The 18,457-nt window shown below is 53.8% G+C and carries 16 protein-coding genes; 6 read left to right on the top strand and 10 right to left on the bottom strand.

The genetic code is table 11. From position 1 onward, the window contains the following. Positions 1 to 33 precede the first annotated feature (33 nt). From ACK3CJ_RS05215 to ACK3CJ_RS05175, 9 genes are all read right to left on the bottom strand, one after another. The gene (locus ACK3CJ_RS05215) at positions 34 to 2,856 is read right to left on the bottom strand and encodes an EAL domain-containing protein (RefSeq protein WP_409525372.1); all 2,823 of its coding nucleotides are present in this window, start codon (positions 2,854 to 2,856) and stop codon (positions 34 to 36) included. Positions 2,857 to 3,011: 155 nt separating this feature from the next. Next, positions 3,012 to 3,890: an ion transporter gene (locus tag ACK3CJ_RS05210; protein WP_409525371.1), complete on the bottom strand. Its 879-nt coding sequence runs from the start codon at positions 3,888 to 3,890 to the stop codon at positions 3,012 to 3,014. Between the two features lie 121 nt (positions 3,891 to 4,011). Beyond that, complete coding sequence (locus ACK3CJ_RS05205; protein ID WP_409525370.1) at positions 4,012 to 4,782, bottom strand: slipin family protein; 771 nt, start codon at positions 4,780 to 4,782, stop codon at positions 4,012 to 4,014. Further along, positions 4,782 to 6,242, bottom strand: coding sequence for an NfeD family protein (locus tag ACK3CJ_RS05200; protein WP_409525369.1), 1,461 nt, complete (start codon positions 6,240 to 6,242; stop codon positions 4,782 to 4,784). Before ACK3CJ_RS05200 ends, ACK3CJ_RS05205 begins: the two co-directional genes overlap by 1 nt. Positions 6,243 to 6,376: 134 nt before the next feature. Beyond that, entirely contained in the window at positions 6,377 to 8,728 is a 2,352-nt protein-coding gene (locus ACK3CJ_RS05195; RefSeq protein WP_409525368.1) for a methyl-accepting chemotaxis protein, read from the bottom strand. 117 nt (positions 8,729 to 8,845) lie between these two features. Beyond that, on the bottom strand, positions 8,846 to 9,439 hold the full coding sequence (locus ACK3CJ_RS05190) for a GNAT family N-acetyltransferase (RefSeq protein ID WP_409525367.1): 594 nt from the start codon (positions 9,437 to 9,439) through the stop codon (positions 8,846 to 8,848). Next, positions 9,436 to 9,753: a helix-turn-helix domain-containing protein gene (locus ACK3CJ_RS05185; protein WP_409525366.1), complete on the bottom strand. Its 318-nt coding sequence runs from the start codon at positions 9,751 to 9,753 to the stop codon at positions 9,436 to 9,438. The genes ACK3CJ_RS05190 and ACK3CJ_RS05185 overlap by 4 nt, the downstream gene beginning before the upstream one ends. Next, positions 9,746 to 10,120: a type II toxin-antitoxin system RelE/ParE family toxin gene (locus tag ACK3CJ_RS05180; protein ID WP_409525364.1), complete on the bottom strand. Its 375-nt coding sequence runs from the start codon at positions 10,118 to 10,120 to the stop codon at positions 9,746 to 9,748. Before ACK3CJ_RS05180 ends, ACK3CJ_RS05185 begins: the two co-directional genes overlap by 8 nt. A 142-nt stretch (positions 10,121 to 10,262) precedes the next feature. Next, the gene (locus tag ACK3CJ_RS05175) at positions 10,263 to 11,321 is read right to left on the bottom strand and encodes an HDOD domain-containing protein (protein ID WP_409525363.1); all 1,059 of its coding nucleotides are present in this window, start codon (positions 11,319 to 11,321) and stop codon (positions 10,263 to 10,265) included. A 327-nt stretch (positions 11,322 to 11,648) separates the two neighbouring features. Here ACK3CJ_RS05175 and ACK3CJ_RS05170 point away from each other — a divergent pair, with 327 nt between their 5' ends. Continuing rightward, positions 11,649 to 12,101 carry an Hsp20 family protein gene (locus ACK3CJ_RS05170; RefSeq protein ID WP_409526549.1) on the top strand — a complete coding sequence of 151 codons (453 nt, stop codon included), beginning with the start codon at positions 11,649 to 11,651 and terminating at the stop codon, positions 12,099 to 12,101. A gap of 390 nt (positions 12,102 to 12,491) precedes the next feature. Continuing rightward, complete coding sequence (locus tag ACK3CJ_RS05165; protein WP_409525362.1) at positions 12,492 to 13,481, top strand: Rpn family recombination-promoting nuclease/putative transposase; 990 nt, start codon at positions 12,492 to 12,494, stop codon at positions 13,479 to 13,481. 70 nt (positions 13,482 to 13,551) lie between these two features. Here ACK3CJ_RS05165 and ACK3CJ_RS05160 read toward each other — a convergent pair whose 3' ends face one another. Continuing rightward, a complete protein-coding gene (locus ACK3CJ_RS05160; protein WP_409525361.1) occupies positions 13,552 to 15,000 on the bottom strand; it encodes a hypothetical protein in 1,449 nt (482 codons plus the stop codon). Between the two features lie 118 nt (positions 15,001 to 15,118). On the opposite strand from ACK3CJ_RS05160, the gene ACK3CJ_RS05155 reads away from it, so the two are divergent. The 4 genes from ACK3CJ_RS05155 to ACK3CJ_RS05140 are packed head-to-tail and all read left to right on the top strand — an operon-like array spanning position 15,119 to position 18,426. Continuing rightward, positions 15,119 to 15,424, top strand: coding sequence for a nucleotidyltransferase domain-containing protein (locus ACK3CJ_RS05155; RefSeq protein ID WP_409525360.1), 306 nt, complete (start codon positions 15,119 to 15,121; stop codon positions 15,422 to 15,424). Next, positions 15,421 to 15,903: a hypothetical protein gene (locus ACK3CJ_RS05150; RefSeq protein WP_409525359.1), complete on the top strand. Its 483-nt coding sequence runs from the start codon at positions 15,421 to 15,423 to the stop codon at positions 15,901 to 15,903. The genes ACK3CJ_RS05155 and ACK3CJ_RS05150 overlap by 4 nt, the downstream gene beginning before the upstream one ends. A gap of 29 nt (positions 15,904 to 15,932) precedes the next feature. Next, positions 15,933 to 17,390, top strand: a complete 1,458-nt coding sequence (locus tag ACK3CJ_RS05145) for an MBL fold metallo-hydrolase RNA specificity domain-containing protein (RefSeq protein WP_409525358.1) — start codon at positions 15,933 to 15,935, stop codon at positions 17,388 to 17,390. Between the two features lie 49 nt (positions 17,391 to 17,439). After that, the gene (locus ACK3CJ_RS05140; RefSeq protein WP_409525357.1) at positions 17,440 to 18,426 is read left to right on the top strand and encodes an Rpn family recombination-promoting nuclease/putative transposase; all 987 of its coding nucleotides are present in this window, start codon (positions 17,440 to 17,442) and stop codon (positions 18,424 to 18,426) included. Positions 18,427 to 18,457 lie beyond the last annotated feature (31 nt).

Raw genomic sequence — 18,457 nt, 5'->3', positions numbered from 1 at the left:
TGCACATAAAGACAAAACGAAGGGTAGCCGGTATCAGGCAGATCTCTGATTTATAAGAATAAAGTGTTCGAAATCTGATAAAGGCAGGGGGCGACTGAAAAGATAACCCTGGAAGTGACTGCACCCATGTTCCAGAAGGAACTGATACTGAGGCTCAGTTTCGACCCCCTCGGCGATAATTTCTAACCCAAGTCGTTGCGCCATGGCAATGATTGCCTGAACAATCACCGCATCGTTATGGTCATCGGTCAGGTCGCGAACAAATGATTGATCGATTTTGAGCTGATCCAGTGGCAGCCGTTTGAGATAAGACAGCGAGGAGTAACCGGTACCAAAATCATCAATCGAGAGCGACACCCCAAGCGCTTTAAGTCGTGACAGACGCTCAATTGTACCCTCGATATCATCCAGCATCATGCTCTCGGTGATTTCCAGCTTGAGCCGTGTCGGATCCGCACCGCTGGCATGCAGAACCTGTGAGATCTCATCCACAAAGCCGACGTGGCGGAACTGGCGGGCACTGATATTCACGGCCAGGGTGATCTCAGACATCCCCTTCTGCTGCTCCCAGTTTTTGAGTCGCTCGCACGCACTTTTCAGCACCCAATGACCGATCGGCAGTATCAGCCCGGTATCTTCCGCCAGCGGAATAAACTGAGCCGGCGATACCATTCCTCTGTCATGATGGCACCAGCGTAACAACGCCTCTGCACCGATCACCTGCCCCAGTTGATTGACCTGCGGCTGGAAATGCAGCTCAAACTGCTGGTGCTCCAGAGCGAAGCGCAGATCGGTTTCAAGCGCGGCACGCTCTTCCACTACTGCCTGCATGGATGGGTCGAAGAAACGGATCATGTTACGACCACTGGCCTTCGCACGATACATCGCCATATCAGCACGCTTGAGCAGCTCCTCCATGCCTACTCCAGTCCCGCGGAACAGCGTCACGCCCAGACTCGGCGTACTGTGAAACATCTGCTGCCCCAGCAGATAAGGCTCATTAAGGACGGTCAGCACCTTTTCGGCAACATGCTCTGCCTCTGCTACAGCACGCGCCTCATCCCTGCTCAGCCCCTCGAGCAGTATAATGAACTCATCGCCACCCAGGCGCGCCACCGTATCAATATCGCGGATAGTCAGGTTCAGCCGCTGAGCCACCGACACCAGCAACCGATCCCCAACATCATGACCTTGCGTATCATTCAGAGTCTTGAAATTATCCAGATCGATAAACAGCAGACATCCATGCTGCCCCTGGCGGGCGCTGTTATGCATCGCATGCTGCAAGCGATCAAGCAGCAATCGTCTATTAGGCAGATGAGTCAGGGTATCGAAGAATGCCAGATTGCGAATCTGCTCTTCGGACTCGCGCCGCTCGGTGATATTACGGCTGACCCCCAGCAGGCCGATGATCTCACCACCCCCTCCCCTCATCGGAGCCTTCAGTGTATCGAACAATACCCGCTCGCCATTCGGGTAGGTCATCCAGTGCTCATTACGTTGTGGTTCCGAGTGCTCCAACACCAGTTTGTCATGGCTGCTGAAAAGATCAGCCGTATCAGAATCAAACAGCGCCTCAGCCCTCTTGCCAACCACCTCCTCCTTTGAGCGCCCTACAAAGCGAGCAAACTCCGAATTACACCCCAGATACTCGCCCTCTACACTCTTGAAGGAGACCATGTCGGGAATCGAATTGAGTAGACTGTTCAAGATCGCGGCTTCATGCCGCAGACTCGCCTGAACCTGATGCTGGGCCAGTGCCGCTGAGAGCGTACTTCCCATTACATACATCAGGCTGATCTCCTTATCTGTCCAGTGTCGAAATCCGCACACCGAATCAAACCCGAAAAAACCAGTCACCTTGTCTCCCGACAAAACCGGAACAGCCAACAGACTTTTGACCCCCTGACTGCGCAGCAACAACTGTTCGACCCTTGCCTCTGCCGGCATCTCCTCTACGTCGGCTATGAACAGGCACTCGCCACTTTTTATTTTGTTGAGCCACCAAGGCATCGTTGCAGTGGACAACTTCTGCAACTGATCGATCTGGGGCTGAATATCTGATGAGCACCATTCATGCGTATTGGAAGCATAGGCTTCATCAGGCGTAAGCTGAAAGAGATAGGCCCGATCCACCTTAAAGAACTCACCGGATTGCCTGAGCATGTTGTGAATTGTTCTATCCAGGTCACCCGGCTGACCGATCACAAATTCGCGGGAGATGTCCGCCAGCATCTCCTCAAAATTGAGCTGATTCTGTAACTGTAGCTCGGCCTCCTTGCGCTCGGTGATATCCACAAGAATGCCACGCAGCCCGACCATCTCATCGCCCTGATACACCAGATTGACGATATCCCGAACCCAGACAATACGACCATCCCGAGTGAGCATGCGGTACTCGAACTCATGATCCAGCCCCTGTGCAGTAGCGGTGAGGCAGTGGCGCACGGCGCGGTCAACATCCTCTGGATGGACCTGGGATTCCCAGAAATGTTTGTCGTACCATTTTTCTACCGGATAGCCCAGCAGGCGTTCGGCATGAGACGAGACATAGGTGAAGTTCAGCTCGGGATCAGCTTCCCAGGCGACCACACTGACATTCTCAAGGATTTCACGATAGCGGGCTTCATTGGACATCAGCCGCTTGACCAGTGCATTGAAAGAGTACACCAGACTGCCAATCTCGCTGGCTCGATGATGACTGCCGACCGACAGCTCCCGCACCTCCGTCGAGAGCATATCCTGCGCCTCCGTTGCCAACCGACGCAGAGGCCGGGTCACTCGCACCCTCAGCAGGATCAGTATCACCAACAGGGTGACAGCGACAGCCAGCAGAGGGTGGGTCAGACTGTTCATGACTGCCCTGCAAGGAAGGGCTCGGCAACACGACCGGTCGATTGTTCAGGAAATGGTTCAGACACTGGTAAGACTGCTTCTCATCAAAAAATTAAGGGCTGAGTGTCGCCCATTATGATCGTTTAATCAACAATCTGCATATTGTTATAACCGAACTACGACTTTTGTCGCTCCTCACCAGACGGCTGCACCTGAGGAACCTGCTCCCTGTTACTGTCGGCAAGCTGCTGTTCAATGCGCTGAAGCTGATCACTCATCATCTGCATATGCTCACGCATCCAGTGGATCTCGGCAGCTTCACCCTCGCCACTGTCGAGCTGCATTTGAGCGCTCTCCTTCTGCATCACATCCAGTACAATACCAATCATCATATTAAGGAAGATAAAGGCGTTCAGGAAGATAAACGTCAGGAAGAAGATCCAGCTGTATGGGTAGTGCTCCATGGTGGGATAGAGCACGGCAGTCGCCCAGCTCTCGAAGGTGGCCACCTGAAACAGCGTCAGCATCGCCAACGCAATATTACCCCAGAGTTTTTCGTCCACATCATGGAACAGAAAACTGCCGACCGCTGCATAGATATAGAAGATGATAAACATCAGCAACGCGACATACCCCATGCGCGGGATCGACTTGACCAGCGCAGTCAGCAACATGCGAAGCTCCGGTATCATCGATACCAGACGCAACACGCGGAACACCCGAAGCAATCGTGCAATCAGCACCATCTCCGAATCATCCACCGGCATCAGACTCGCGGCCACGATCAGGGTATCAAACAGATTCCAGCCATTCCGGAAAAAGTCACGGAAGCGTTTTTCCGCGGCCATTCTCACCAATAGTTCGAACAGGAAGAAAAGCGTAACGGAAATATCCAACCAGCCCATCACCTGATCAAAGCGACTGCTCTCTTCATAGGTTTTGGCACCGACCAGCAGTGCTGAGAAGATGATGACGAAAATAATAAAGGTTTCGAACAGCTTGTTGGCGCGCAGCTGCTCCAGCCGATCGCGCAGACGGTGCCAGTGAACTCTCATTTAACCCAGAACTCCGGAAATTAACTATCGCCTGAACAGCGACAACAGGGTACAAAAACTACGATGCATAAAAGATGCGCCCTATTATCGCTAAAGCGGACCGGATACGAAAGGTAAACGACTACGCCTTGTTGCCCGTTTCATTTATCTGCTTTATCAAAGAGCCGATCAGTTCCACCGGGAGAGGAAAGACGATGGTTGAATTCTTCTCACCGGCAATATCGATCAGCGTTTGCAGATAGCGCAGCGTCATAGCATTGCTGTTCTGCGACAGGACCGTAGCCGCATCAGTCAGGCGCTGAGATGCCTGATACTCACCCTCGGCATGAATCACCTTGGCACGACGCTGACGTTCGGCTTCAGCCTGGCGCGCGATAGCCCGGATCATGCTCTCATCCAGATCGATATGCTTGATCTCGACAGTAGACACCTTCACCCCCCAGGCATCACTCTGCTCATCCAGAATCTTCTGAATATCCAGATTCAGCTTATCCCGCTCCGACAGCATCTCATCCAGCTCATGCTTACCCAACACTGAGCGCAGCGTGGTCTGTGCCAACTGGCTGACGGCATCAAAATAGTGTTCAACATTGATGATGGCACGCTGCGGATCCATCACCCGGAAATAGACCACCGCATTCACCTTGACGGAGACATTATCGCGGCTGATCACATCCTGTGTCGGCACATCCATGACGACGGTACGCAGATCCACCCGCTCCATGGTCTGAATGAAGGGGATAATGAAGATCAGACCCGGCCCCTTGACGGATTGAAACCGTCCCAGAATAAATACCACCGCTCGTTCGTACTCTCTCAGGATTCTGATCGCATAGATGATCAGCATCAACAACAGCAGAACCAGAACCGTAACAATCGTGTAAGTGATCATTATCTACCCTCCTCTGTATTTTCAGGAGCAGCCGTCAACTTCACCTTAAGACGCAACCCCTCCTGAGCAACAATCTGCACCCACTGGCCCGGCTGCAACGGTTCATCCGATGTTGCCGCCCAGAGCTCGCCACCCACTTTCACTTCAATTTTCTCATCACTGATATCGGTCACGCGCGCTACCCGCCCAACCATCGCCTGCTCGATAGCCACTTTGGCGATACGCAGACTCTTGGTGATCGCCAGCACCACCGCCAGCATCAGCAAAGCGCTGACGGCACCAATCGTGGCAATCAACTCAATCGGCACCGTCAGACCCGGTACATCCGTATCGAACAGCATCACCGATCCGAACACCAGCGCCACGACCCCACCGATCCCGAGAATACCGAAGCTCGGCACCATCGCTTCAGCCACAATGAGCAGCGACCCCACCACAATCAACGCCAGCCCGGCATAATTCACCGGTAGCAGTTGCAAGGCATAGAGCGCCAACAGCAGACTGATCACACCGACCACCCCCGGCAGCATCGCCCCTGGATTATAGCCCTCCAGAATCAGACCATAGATCCCCATCAAGAGCAGAATATAGGCGAACTGGGGGTTGGTGATAAAGGCCAGAATCTCGTTGCGCCAGTCAGGATCATAGGCCACCACCGGCAGATCACTCAGCGCCAGAACCAGCCGACCTCTCTCCATCTGCACCTCGCGTCCATCCGCCTGCTGCAGCAGATCGGCCAGATCAATCGCCACCAGATCCACCACCCGCTGTTCCAGCGCCTCGGACGCGGTCAGACTCACCGCCTCCCGAACAGCCGCCTCGGCCCAATCGGCATTGCGATCATGACGATCCGCCAGACCACGAATAAAGGCAACAGCATCATTAATGATCTTGCGCTCCATGGCGGTAGCAGGCTGCTGTGTTGTGGAGCGATCCTCACGATCACCCGAAGTGTCAGGGTCTGATGGTGCGCCAGGAGGTGTCTGCCCGGGCGGCTGTCCAGGAGCCTGACCACCGCCCATCTGAATCGGTGTTGCCGCGCCCAGCGTGGTCGCAGGTGCCATCGCGGCTATATGGCTGGCATAGAGAATATAGGTACCGGCACTGGCTGCACGCCCACCCGAAGGATAAACATAAGTGATGACAGGCAGGGGAGAGGCCAGAATAGCCTTGATGATATCGCGCGTGGCAGCATCCAGCCCGCCCGGGGTATCCATCTGAATCACCACCGCCCTGGCCCCCTGCTCCTCGGCTTCCTGCATCGCCCGCAGCAGATAATCCGTAACGGCAGGCCCGATCGCTCCCTGCACGATCAAGCGCGCAACATGCGGCTGTCCCGACTCGTGATTGACGCTAAGGTTGGGATCAGTAAGATTGGGGGCAGTGTCGGCTGACATCTGACCTACCGCCCCCAACCACCCGAGCAGCAAAGCTGTGAAGATCAGTATCCAGTGTTTCATGACCAAGCCTGCGACACGTCTCACCTGCCATTATTGGCTATTCTCTGCAAGGATCTGCATGAATTAAGCCTAGCAGAGATTCATCCCTTTGCGCGCCAGAGGCCATGCATGAATACTGTGCGGGACACCTCTGTTCAGGCCACGCGTAAACGCATCGCCGCCTGCTCCAGCTCTCTGGCCAACTGCTCCTGCTGGTTGGCGGTCATGAAGAGCTGCTCCATCGCCTGATCCGCCATATTCGCCCCCATCACCACTTCACTGAGCCGGGTGCGCGCCTCAAGTGCTCGATCACTCTCGCCTCTGGAGCGGGCGGCAACGGCCTCGGTCAGCTCGCGTATTGCAGCCACCGAATCACGTATCGCCTGCAGAGACTGCTCTGCCTGCGCTGACTCCTCAACACAGGTCAGCACCGACCGGCTCTCCTCATCCAGCCCCTTTTCAACCTTGTCCACCGTTTGGCGCAGAGAGCTGATCAACCCCTGAATCTCATCTGTTGCGGTCTGGGTATTCGCCGCCAGAACCCTTACCTGATCAGCCACCACGGCAAAGCCCCGCCCATGCTGACCGGCTCTGGCCGCCTCAATTGCGGCATTCAGCGCCAGCAGGTTGGTCTGCTCTGCAATGCTTTTGATGGTATCCAGCACCTTGCCGATGTTGCCAGCCGCGCCACGCAACTCATCCATGCTTTCACCCGAAGAAGCCACCAACGCCGACAACCCCTGCATCAGACCTGCCACATGAGTCACTCGCTGTTGACCAGCGCTCGCATTCGTATCGGCCATGGCTACCATCTGCGCAGCCTCGGTCAGGGTCTGTGCCATATCAGTCAGCGAACTCACCACCTGCTCGGTTGAGGCATCCACCGCACTGAGCTCCTGACGCTGCTGATTAACCGCCACCCGACAGTCCTCACTGGTGCGCACATTATCACTCGCTGCACGGGTTGTCTGAGCCGTCGCCTCGCCGACCTGCTGCAGCAGGTCGCGCAACACCGCAAACAGCTGGTTCAGTGCGCGCGCAATCGCCCCCATTTCATCCCTGCGGGACTCATCAAAACTCAGTGTCAGATCCTGGTCCTGCCCTGCCCGCATGATCTGCGCCGCCAGACGCTCCAGCGGAAGGCCAAGAACACGGGCAAACAACCATGAGCCCAGCGCCGCTGCCAGAGTCAGCAGAATCGCTGCTACCGCCACACTCATCCAGATATTGCGCTGCAAACTGGTCAATGCACCATAGGCCTCATCCGGTGACTGCTGCGTGATCATCGCATACGGTTTTTCTCCAATACTCAGTGGCAACCAATTGGTCAGCATCGGGCGTTGCAGATAATCCTGCTCAATCCCGACTCCTCTCTCACCAGCCAGTGCCGCCTGAACGGGCGCTGTATTGATTTTAAGCCACCCCGTCAATGAACGGCTGTTCGCCACATACTCGGGCGCACTATGACCATAAGTGGCTTCTATCTGATCCAGGGTTGTGCTCGGCGAGGACAACATCGGGCGCAAGGCTGTGATCAATACCCCCTGCTGATCCACCAGAAATGCCTCCCCCGTTTCACCCAACCCCATGCTCTGCCATTGTTTATCTGCCGTCATGATCCGAGTCAGATGCTCTGCCGGCAACTCTATGATCAGATAACCCACCACCTTCTCGGGGCTGTGTGCATGATGCGTCACTGGCACGCCGACATAAGCCACTAACTGGTTGAAACTAAATGCCGTATGTGCAAAATCAGACACAGCAAACCCACTCAGCGCGCTCCCTTCCTGACTCTGCCCTTCAAGCTCTTCGACCAACCGGGCCAATGCAGAATCAGCAAAGGGCCCCTGCTTGAGCGAGGTGCCCAACACAGGTGACTTGGACACGGAATAGATCACGTCATGGCTGGCAGCATCCACCAGCATCAGATCATTAAAGCCAAAGCGCTCCACCAGATCGCGATAGCTGGCCTGATAACGCCGGTGCTGCTGACCATAGATCGTAGCATCGCTGCGATCATCCATCAGTGCCATCTGTTCAGGCTCAAAGGGGTTGTCGTGCATATAGAACTGCTGAATCAACAGCCCTTCCAGTGACATCTGCTCAACCCACTCATTCACCGGTGCCTGCAAGCCATGACTGCGACGGGTATACAGAGGCTGATAGACTTTCTGATACCACTGCAGCATCGTACTGCGCAGCGTCTGCAGATCAGGCGAAGTCACTTCATAACGATATGAGACGAAAGGCCGGACAAACCCATACACCGCCTCCTGGGTCATGCGCCCGTTGGCCAGCGACTGCAGCAGATCGCGATAGCCAGCAAACTGATACTCGACACTGTTACTCAGCCCAGTCGCAACCGCCTGGAACTGCTGCTCTATCGATGTTTCCACCGCTGATGAGCTGTCACGGACAGCAAACCAACCAGTAGCACCCGAAGACACAAGAACCGCCAGCCCGGTGAGCACTGTTGCGCCCAGCATGATACGCGTGGATATTTTCATGATAAGGCCACCACCGATGAGAAAGGATTTCAGTGGCGGCAGCTTATAAAGGAATTGTTACAGCCTGAAGAAAGCACCGACCAATGGGCTTAACATATTATCCATAGGGTTTATCGATCATAACCTTAAAGGCAGACGATAAAAATCCAGATCCAGCCAGCGCTCAAACTTGTACGCGGCCTGCTCAATCGTGCCAGCATGAGTAAAACCCAGTGAGCGATGCAGTGCGATGCTGGCATGATTCTCATGATCAATCGCCGCCACCATCAAGTGATAGCCCTGAGAGCGAGCCCGGTCGATCAACTCCATCAACAAACGCCGACCCAAGCCCTTTCCCTGAAAACGCGGATCGATATAAACGGAGTGCTCAACCGTACTGCGAAACGCCGCCTGAGGGCGAAAACTCCCATAACTGCCAAACCCCATCAGCTCACCGGCCTCGGACTCAATACCGATCACCGGCAATCCTGCTGAGGCTTTCGCTTCAAACCACTGCGCCACCTGATCAATCGAGCGAGTGTCATACTCATAGAGTGCCGTAGTGTGTTCGATGGCGTGATTGAAAATACGGCAGACTGCATCAAGGTGGTGTTCGGGGTTGCAGTTGATGATCTTGCCAGAATTGAGATCTGTGATAATTGTTATCTCCTGAACCTCAGTTGCAGATATCAGAGGTTGAACCGCACCAAATAGGCGGCTCAGGTTTATCACGCTATAGCCTGAATACCGCTCTTTTTGACAATAGTCAGCAACCGCAGTGCTGGACCGCCCGGTCTTCGGATGCCTCTCTCCCAATCCGAAATAAGATTTCTGCTGACATTAAGGTATCGAGCAAAAACCGGTTGAGAAAGATGTTCCCGCTCTCGCAGAGCCCGAATATCTTCCGGCGTCAGTGTTTCAACAGGTGACAGACATGCGCCATCAAATTCACGCATGGTCTGTTTATCGACCACCCCGATATCATGCAGAGCTTCCATCGTCTCATGAATGGACGCAAGAACATCGCTCCGATATTTTTTAACCATCCTCAGTTACCTCAGACAGTTGACCGATCATAATCAACTCACTTAGCTGCGCATCTGTCAGACCAAGCACATGAGTTGCTGCTTTTTTAAACTGAAGCTCTTCATCGCTATTAATGTTGCAGCGGTCATTTTTGGCGAATCCATAAACAAAGAAAGCCCGCTCAGCTGTGCGATAAAAGATGATAGTACGAAAGCCACCTGACTTTCCTTGCCCTTGTCGCGATACACGTTGCTTGAGCACGCCACCACCAAGATTAGCGTCGATTTGCCCGTTCTCGGCACGCTGAACAGCTTCAAGTAGGGCTTGGTCAGTGATTCTATGCTTTCGTGAGAAGCGCTCAAACCATGCATTTTTGAAAACCTTCACTTAATCGCCCCATCCTTAAGCCGACCAAAACATCACACAAAGTATGATAGAAGATAACTAAAATTACAATCCTCTAATACCCTTTATGGACACAACTAATTTCAAATCATCGCGGACTCATGAATGGAATCTAGACGACCAATTACCCCAACACCTCAATCAAAGTAGCTGGCAGAACCGCTTTGCGTTTGCGCAGGGCTGGCAGCAGTTTATCTTCCATCACCTGCTCGAGGCTCAGATCAGACTGCCCGAGTACCGTCAGGTAATCGCTCAGATAGGGTATCATGATCTGTGGGACCTGATCCGGGCGCGCAAACTCAGGATGATCCTGATACTGGATACTGCTGCAGACATGCTCAGGCAGATGCCAGCTTTTGAGCAGCTCCGCGCCCAGCATTGCAGGCTCCAGCAACGACAGGAGAGCTGCCAGTTTCGGATTCTGTTCACGCATCAGCTCACGCACGATACTGCCCAGATCATGCAGCAGCCCCAGCGCAGAGGCTTCTGCAGGCTTTCCGACAGCGCACAACTGCGCCAGCGTAAAGGCGATATAAGACACCTCCAGACTCCGCTGATAGATCGCCTGAAACAGCGGTGACTCCGGCATACTTTTACTCATGCTCTCAAGCATCACAATCTGATAAACACTGTCGAAACCCAGCAAACCGATCGCATGATTAAGATCCGATACCTTCTGATGGAAGTTATAGGCTGGAGAGTTGATCGCCTTGAGCAGCATACTGGTCAAGGCAGGGTCATGACGCACCAGCTCGACAATCTCGGGCCGGGTGGTCTTTTCATCCAGCACCTTGTTCAGCAACTCAAGCGTAGAGACCGGCAAGCGCGGCACCTTCCCTATCACCTTCTGCACCAGCTCTGATCGGCTCAGATCTTCATCCTGTCGAGTGCGTGCTGCATACAGCAGATCAGCCAACCCCTGATTCTGCAGCCGTAAACCAGATTGCTGGCTTGCCATCCACTCCAACAACGCCTGTTGCGAGGCTTCAAACTGTTGCCTTAAAGATAACTGAAACGACTCACTGAAGCGCCCGATATCCTGAGGTAACTTCAGCTCGACACTGCCCTGCAGCACACGATAAAAATGGGTCTGCTGCGAACCGGCAGCAAACAACTCGGCGCCTACCGGAAGCGGCCGCTGTTCGCTGATGGTGAAGAGTGTCGAGAGATCAACCTGTGCCATTCCCGGAAACAATGCCGCAAGACTCGCTGCATCACCTGGGGGCTTAACTGAGGTCTTTACTGAGGTCTTAACTAAGGGCTTTACTAAGGGCTTTACTGACTTCTTGTCTGAGTCATCCGAAGATTATTTACGCATCCATTTAGAGAGCATCCTGGATCCTTATATAAGCCAAAGGAGGGCAAAGTTTGATGACATGATTCTAATGCAACCCCCTCTTGAAAACCATTAAGCCAACCCTATATATGCAGTGAGCAGCAAGCTCAGTCGGGTCTCTGAGAGAGCGACTCAAAGCTGCAGCTCACAACTAATATTGCTTCTTTGGAGAATATAACCATGAATATCGATCTTACCCCCCTTTACCGTAGCAGCGTTGGCTTTGACCGTCTGGCCAGCCTGTTGGATACCGCCCTGCGCTCCGAACAGGCGTCTGGTGGCTATCCCCCATACAATATTGAGATCACTGGCGAAAACCGCTACGAGATCACCCTTGCCGTGGCCGGATTCGAAGAGTCTGAGCTGGAGCTGAATGTCGAAAAAGGCGTGCTGACCGTGCGCGGTCGCAAGGCTGAAAGCCAGGAAGAGCGCCGTTTCCTGCATCAGGGCATCGCGACACGCACCTTCGAGCGCAAATTCAACCTGGCCGACCATGTTGAAGTCTCAGGTGCCGAGCTGAAAAACGGCCTGCTGACCATCAGCCTGCTGCGCGAGATCCCTGAGGCGATGAAACCGCGCCGTATTGCCATCAACGGCAAGAGCTCTGCTCTGGAACACAACCAGTAAGCGCTGGCTGACCGGCTTCGTCCACGAAGACTGAAGAGCTATCGATTGAGGAGGACCATTCTCTTCGTGCTGACTCAACCATTCGAGTGATTATTCTTTGAATTTAGGAAAAAGTCCTATATTCATTCTCACTCGCAACAACCAAAATAGCGTCAGAGGTTGGCAAGGACGCCGATAAGTCTGTTGGAGTACAGCACCTCAAAAGTCCACCCAGGGATGGGATGGCGGTCGACAGGAGGTCGATGACGGGGCCCATTAAGCACGGATGCATAAGGGCCCCTTTTTTTTATTTTATGTTCCTGCATTTCCTCAACTATCCCCCATGCAAGCCCAATAAAGTACACAAACTGATATTCTGTCTACTCACCCCATACTCTGCAAGGATGCAATATGGCTGAACATGACCAAAGCTACAAAAGCTTCTTCTCCGATCCCGCAATGATCAGAGACCTCCTGACTGGCTTCATCCATGAAGATTGGGTCGCTGAACTGGATCTATCCACTCTCGAAACCATTAAAAGCTCATTCATCACCGACGATCTGCGTAAGCGGGAAGATGATATCATCTGGCGCGTGCGCTGGAGCGAAAAATGGGTCTATATCTACCTGCTGATTGAATTCCAGAGCAGCGTTGATAAGTTCATGGCGGTGCGTATCATGAACTATGTCTCGCTGCTGTATCAGGACCTGATCAAACAAAAGCAGCTGGCACCAGACCAGAAACTTCCGCCGGTCTTTCCAGTCGTATTGTATAATGGCGAAGCCCGCTGGAGCGCCGCCCAGGATTTGAAAGAGCTGGTATATGACCTGCGTGGAGGGCTGAGCAGATACTGCCCCAGCATGTACTATACTGTGCTGGACGAGGGTAAACTGATTGCAGAACAGCATCACCCTCCAGCCTTTAAGAACCTGGTGAATGCCCTGTTTCAGATGGAGTTCAGCACCAGCCCAAGAACTCTGGCCGACTCACTGAAACATGCTACCGAGTGGCTGGAGCAGGAACCAAAACTTAAGCGCGTATTTTTAATATGGCTCAAGCGGGTGCTATTACCCAACAAGTTTCCCGGCGTAGAGTTGGATGAGATCAATGATTTACATGAGGTACAAAGCATGTTGGCTGAACGTGTGAAAAACTGGACACAAGAGTGGAAAGAACAGGGATTAGCCGAAGGACGTCAGGAGGGACGTGAGAAAGGGCTTCAGGAAGGGCGCCAGGAAGGGCGCCAGGAAGGGCGTCAGGAAGGGCGTCAGGAAGGACTTCAAGAAGGACGAAAAAAAGTCGCCTTGAACCTGATTCACCAGACATCAATGGATGACGCCAGCATCGCTGCTGTTGCTGAGCTGACTATAGAAGAAGTACAGGCTCTCCGTATCAATTAGCAGGAGTCATTACGGGACCTGCCTGAACAACTGGTTCGGTCCCGCTTTACCGTGAAGCCGATCAAAACGATCAAGCAACAAAGCCATACAACTGCAACACCAGCAGATCCACCAGTAACATCACCAGCACGAACCCCAGATTCCAGCGCGGAAACTTAAAAGCACTGATACCGTATCGGCCCTGCATCGTCAGATGGGTGCCAGAGAGCGGCGACACCCCTACACCCAATGCCCAGCCCATCAAAAACACCATCGCCAGCATATTCGGATCACTCACCCAGGGTGCCACCAGCCCACCTGCCGTGGCGATACTGATCACCGGATGCACCCCGATGGCAGACACAAACACCATCACCACCAGCAACCCCCAGGCGTGCCAAGGCCCGAACCCATTCAACGATAACTGAAACTCCGCCGCCTGCACCATTGCCCCCAGCCCTGCTGCCAACACCCCGGCCGACAGAAACAGCAGCGTTTCGCCCGACATGGTTGGCAGCGTATGCTCGATATGCTGTTTCAGCCGCTTTCTGGCAGCCTTGCCGTGTCGTTTCCGCAAGAGCACCAATGAAAAAATCAGCGACAGCCCCGACACCAGCGTCAGTACCGGCAGATCCTCCCAGATAAAATGCAACACCATCACCGACACTGCAAGCAACACCGGCAGCAACAACGCATCCAGGTGCATCGGATAACCTTCCAGCTCCTTTGCCTCCGGCTGAGACAACAAACGAACACCCGCGATGAACAGCGCTATCAGCGCAACCGGCAGCCCCACCAGAATCAACACCCAAAGGCTCGCCCCGGGCGCATTGATCAGCGCCACCCCCATCGCTGCAAAAAAGGGTGACCAGTGCGCAGCCAGCATGAATCCACGCGTCAGCACCAGCGCTTGCAGTGGTTGCAATGGCTTATTGCGCGCCATTCTGTCGGCCATGATCACCAGTGACGAAAAATTGATCACCGCACCGAACAGATGCACCCCCAACAGCGTGCGCCAGAGCGCTTTGCGCCCTTTCGGCAGCTTCTCATCCACCACCAGATCAGCCGAAGCCACCAAGCGCAAAAAACTCACCGCCAACAACAGAGCCAGCAACGCCTGATTAGCCTCCAGCGCCCTCACCCACCACTGCCAGTCACCGCCCGCGAGCGCGCCCCAAATCAGACCCGCCCCACCCACGCCGAGCAGCACAGCCACCTGCAGCGCCTGAATGCCCGACAACCGATGAAACAACATCAGCGCAGCAACCCACGCCAGCACCCCAGCCAGCGGTGCCAGAAAAGACAGTCCAAGGCTGGACAGCAGTGCCAGAATCACAACCGCCATCAAAAGCCGACCCGACCAGACAGGCCAGCGACCAAGCAACAGAAAAGGACGACGCCAGGCCGATTCGGGCCGAGAAGATTCGTGAGTATTCAAGCGAGTGTAGTCAAATGTGTAGTCAAAATAGATCTGATCGTTGGAGAACAGAGAAGCGCTACACTCTACACCGCCAGCATGGTAGTTTAAAAGTCTGTGCAACTGACTTATGCTTAAAGCGATTTATACTTAAATACAACTGAGCTCCGCCGGCGTTGAGGATTGTCATCATGTAACCTCCGGGCGGTAGCGTGCTTTTTTACCAGGATTCACATAGTTCATGCGATTGAACCCCATGCGATTGAGCGACCACGAAAAAGAAGCCATTGTGCGACACACCCATCAGGTATTCGGTCAGAATGCACAGGTCTACCTCTTCGGCAGCCGCACTGACGACCAGAAAAGAGGTGGCGATATCGACCTGTTTATTGAAACAATCGACAGCCCGGATAACTTTTCTAAAAAGATCAAACTGCTGGCCCTGCTGATGGAGTCCCTCGGTGAGCAGAAGATTGATATCGTCATGGCACAAGACCCTACCCGGCTTATCGAGCAGGAAGCCAGAAACACAGGCGTGCAACTATGAACGACAGCCTGACAGTGGTCAAAGTACAGAAGGCACTACAAGAGTGTGAAACCCACCTCAAGCGGATGCGATATGCCAGCAACAAGCTTTCAACCATCATGCCGCTTAATGAGCCCCGTTATAAAGCACTCAGCGATGAAGAGGTCGAAGCGCTGGATCAGTATATCTTCCGCTTTACCAAACTACAGGATGCGATCGGAGAGCGCCTGTTCAGATTGATACTGGATCTGCTGGAGGAGCCAGCAAAGAACCAACCCTTTCTGGACAAACTCAACCGACTGGAACAACTGGGTGCACTGAACAGCAAAGCACAATGGCTTGAGCTGAGAGCCTTGCGTAACCAACTGACACACAAGTACGAAGATGATGCACGCAGTATGAGCGAAGCGATCAACCAGGTGTTTGACAGCTTCTCGTTGATCACAGAAATATTTCAACAATCACAAACGTTCATCACACCCTATCTGAACCAATCATAGTCACCATCAAGGAAAATAAGAGGACAAGGATGCCTGACCCAGCAAACGCGTACCCGAACATCATTCACCATGGAGGTGCCAGCGGCGTCACCGGCAGTTGCCACCAGCTCAACTGCGATAGCGAACACTCACTGCTGATCGATTGCGGACTGTTTCAGGGGCGAGATGCCGCCGACGACACCTTCGAACAGCTCAAGGTTCAGTTCGACCTGAGCAAGATCAAAGCCCTGCTGATCACCCATGTGCATATCGACCATGTCGGTCGCCTGCCCTACCTGATCGCAGCAGGCTACAACGGCCCCATCTACTGCTCAAAGCCATCGGCCCTGCTCCTGCCGCTGGTACTGGAAGATGCCTTACGGGTCGGCTTCACACGGGATGCAAAACTGATCGAACAGTTCAAGGCCAGGATCGCCCAGCTACTCGTACCGCTGGACTACAAAACCTGGCACACCGTCATCGACACACCGGCCCTGCGCACCCGAATAAAGCTGCAACGCGCCGGCCATATACTCGGCTCCTGCTACTTCGAGATATCCGTGACAAACAAACCTGATCACAACACTCGCATCCACAACACGCGCATCGTCTTCTCGGGTGACCTGGGCGCACCCGGCAGCGCACTGCTGCCAGCACCGCAATCGCCGCATCATGCCGATATCGTCGTGCTGGAATCCACCTATGGCAATCGCAGACACCAGAGCCGACACGACCGTATCAACCGGCTCAAAGCAGCGATAGAAAAAGCCCTGCAGAACGATGGCACCGTAATTATCCCGGCCTTCAGCATCGGGCGCACACAAGAACTGCTGTATGAACTGGAAGAACTGATCCACCGACACAGCCCTGGTGGCGACGGGAAAACCAAGCCCCTGTGGAAAAACCTGCAAGTGATTGTCGACTCGCCACTGGCAGCTGAATTCACCAAAGTGTACCGACAACTGAAACCCTACTGGGACGATGAAGCACAGCGCCGCCTGAAGGCCGGACGCCACCCACTGAACTTCGCCAACCTCTACACCATCGGCAACCACGACGAACACCAACGGACCGTCGACTATCTGGCCAAAACCGGACAACCCGCCGTGGTGATCGCCGCCAGTGGCATGGCAGCCGGTGGCCGAGTGATGAACTACCTGAAGGCAATGATAGAAGACTCAAGGCATCAGGTACTGTTTGTGGGCTATCAGGCTCCCGGCACACCGGGCCACCAGATACAGAACGCAACGCCAGGTAAAGATGAAGTGACGCTGGAGGGCCAGCGCTATCGTATTAATGCAGGCGTTGATAGTATCAGCGGATACAGCGCACATGCGGATCAGAAGGATCTGGTTAACTTTATCAGGCGGATGAAAAAGTGGCCGCGGGAGGTGCGCTTGATTCATGGGGATCAAGCGGCACGGTTGGCACTTAAAGATAAAATTGAACAGGCAGCACAAGCTGCTAAGCAGGAGATTCGCGTAGAGCTGGCTGAAGCCAGACACTAAACCGCTACCCGTAAAACACGACCCGTAAACCAAGCAACAAGGAGGTTGCATGGCAAGCCAACATCACGATACAGGCTACAAGGAGCTGTTCAGTCACCCTGAATTCGTTCAGCAACTGATCGAAGGCTTCGCGCCACCGGAAATCGCCCGGATCATGGACTTTTCCACACTGAGGAATCACAGCGGCAACTATATTACCCCGCTGTTTGAAGAAAAGTTCGAGGATGTGGTCTGGTCAGCCGAGGTCAACTGGCAAGGGAGCAGACAGCAGATTTTCCTGTATATCCTGCTGGAATTTCAGTCTCGGATTGATTACACCATGCCCATCCGACTGATGCACTACGTCGCCTGCTTCTATGATCATCTGCTGAAGACCAGGGAAACAACCCCCAGACAGGGCCTCCCGCCGATACTGCCGATTGTGCTGTACAATGGCACCAAGCGCTGGCGAGCCCGGCAGGATATCTACGAAATGGTGAAACCGGAACCCCCGGCCTTTCTGCGAGTCTATCAGCCACATCTGCGCTATTACCTGATAGACGAAGGGCGTTATACTGATGAAGAGTTAACCAGTCGACACACCCCCCTAAGCGGTATCTTTGGGGTTGAAAATGCCGGTGAAAGCTGGGGAGCTTTGCAACAAGCAGTCGACAGGATCGTTGCGATCATCAGGGCAGACCCGAATAAAGAGCGCATTGACAAGATCATTACCCGCTGGCTGAAGCGCCACCTGCAGTATCTGGGTGCCGGTGTAAACTTGGATCCACTGAATAGCTTGATGGAGGATAGAGAGATGTTGGCAGAAAACCTGGAAAAGCTGGTGAAGAAAGAGCGGATAGAGGGGCGTATAGAGGGACGGCAAGAGGGTGAGCAAATAGGTATTCAAAAAGGTATTCAGAAAGGCCGAATGGAAACCATGTGTGAGACGGCACGCAACCTGATCGCTCGTACCGAAATGGATGATGCCATGATAGCCGATATTTCGGGATTATCTGTTGATGAGGTTACTAAGCTTCGTGCTGAAGCCAGACACTGAACTTCGCCAACCTGTCATTTGACTGGCCGGA

The sequence above is a fragment of the Nitrincola salilacus genome, from assembly GCF_046271865.1.
Lineage (GTDB): Bacteria > Pseudomonadota > Gammaproteobacteria > Pseudomonadales > Balneatricaceae > Nitrincola > Nitrincola salilacus.
The sequence above is the reverse complement of the archived record's forward strand: the minus strand, read 5'-3'. Positions and strand labels throughout refer to the sequence as shown.

What these genes read in the sequence shown, in the direction of transcription:
- ACK3CJ_RS05165 (WP_409525362.1), top strand. Translation starts at nt 12,492, where the DNA reads ATGGCTGAACATGACCAAAGCTACAAAAGCTTCTTCTCCGATCCCGCA.
- ACK3CJ_RS05145 (WP_409525358.1), top strand. Translation starts at nt 15,933, where the DNA reads ATGCCTGACCCAGCAAACGCGTACCCGAACATCATTCACCATGGAGGT.
- ACK3CJ_RS05155 (WP_409525360.1), top strand. Translation starts at nt 15,119, where the DNA reads ATGCGATTGAACCCCATGCGATTGAGCGACCACGAAAAAGAAGCCATT.
- ACK3CJ_RS05185 (WP_409525366.1), bottom strand. Translation starts at nt 9,753, where the DNA reads ATGGTTAAAAAATATCGGAGCGATGTTCTTGCGTCCATTCATGAGACG.
- ACK3CJ_RS05215 (WP_409525372.1), bottom strand. Translation starts at nt 2,856, where the DNA reads ATGAACAGTCTGACCCACCCTCTGCTGGCTGTCGCTGTCACCCTGTTG.
- ACK3CJ_RS05205 (WP_409525370.1), bottom strand. Translation starts at nt 4,782, where the DNA reads ATGATCACTTACACGATTGTTACGGTTCTGGTTCTGCTGTTGTTGATG.
- ACK3CJ_RS05200 (WP_409525369.1), bottom strand. Translation starts at nt 6,242, where the DNA reads ATGAAACACTGGATACTGATCTTCACAGCTTTGCTGCTCGGGTGGTTG.
- ACK3CJ_RS05175 (WP_409525363.1), bottom strand. Translation starts at nt 11,321, where the DNA reads ATGGCACAGGTTGATCTCTCGACACTCTTCACCATCAGCGAACAGCGG.
- ACK3CJ_RS05150 (WP_409525359.1), top strand. Translation starts at nt 15,421, where the DNA reads ATGAACGACAGCCTGACAGTGGTCAAAGTACAGAAGGCACTACAAGAG.
- ACK3CJ_RS05140 (WP_409525357.1), top strand. Translation starts at nt 17,440, where the DNA reads ATGGCAAGCCAACATCACGATACAGGCTACAAGGAGCTGTTCAGTCAC.
- ACK3CJ_RS05210 (WP_409525371.1), bottom strand. Translation starts at nt 3,890, where the DNA reads ATGAGAGTTCACTGGCACCGTCTGCGCGATCGGCTGGAGCAGCTGCGC.
- ACK3CJ_RS05195 (WP_409525368.1), bottom strand. Translation starts at nt 8,728, where the DNA reads ATGAAAATATCCACGCGTATCATGCTGGGCGCAACAGTGCTCACCGGG.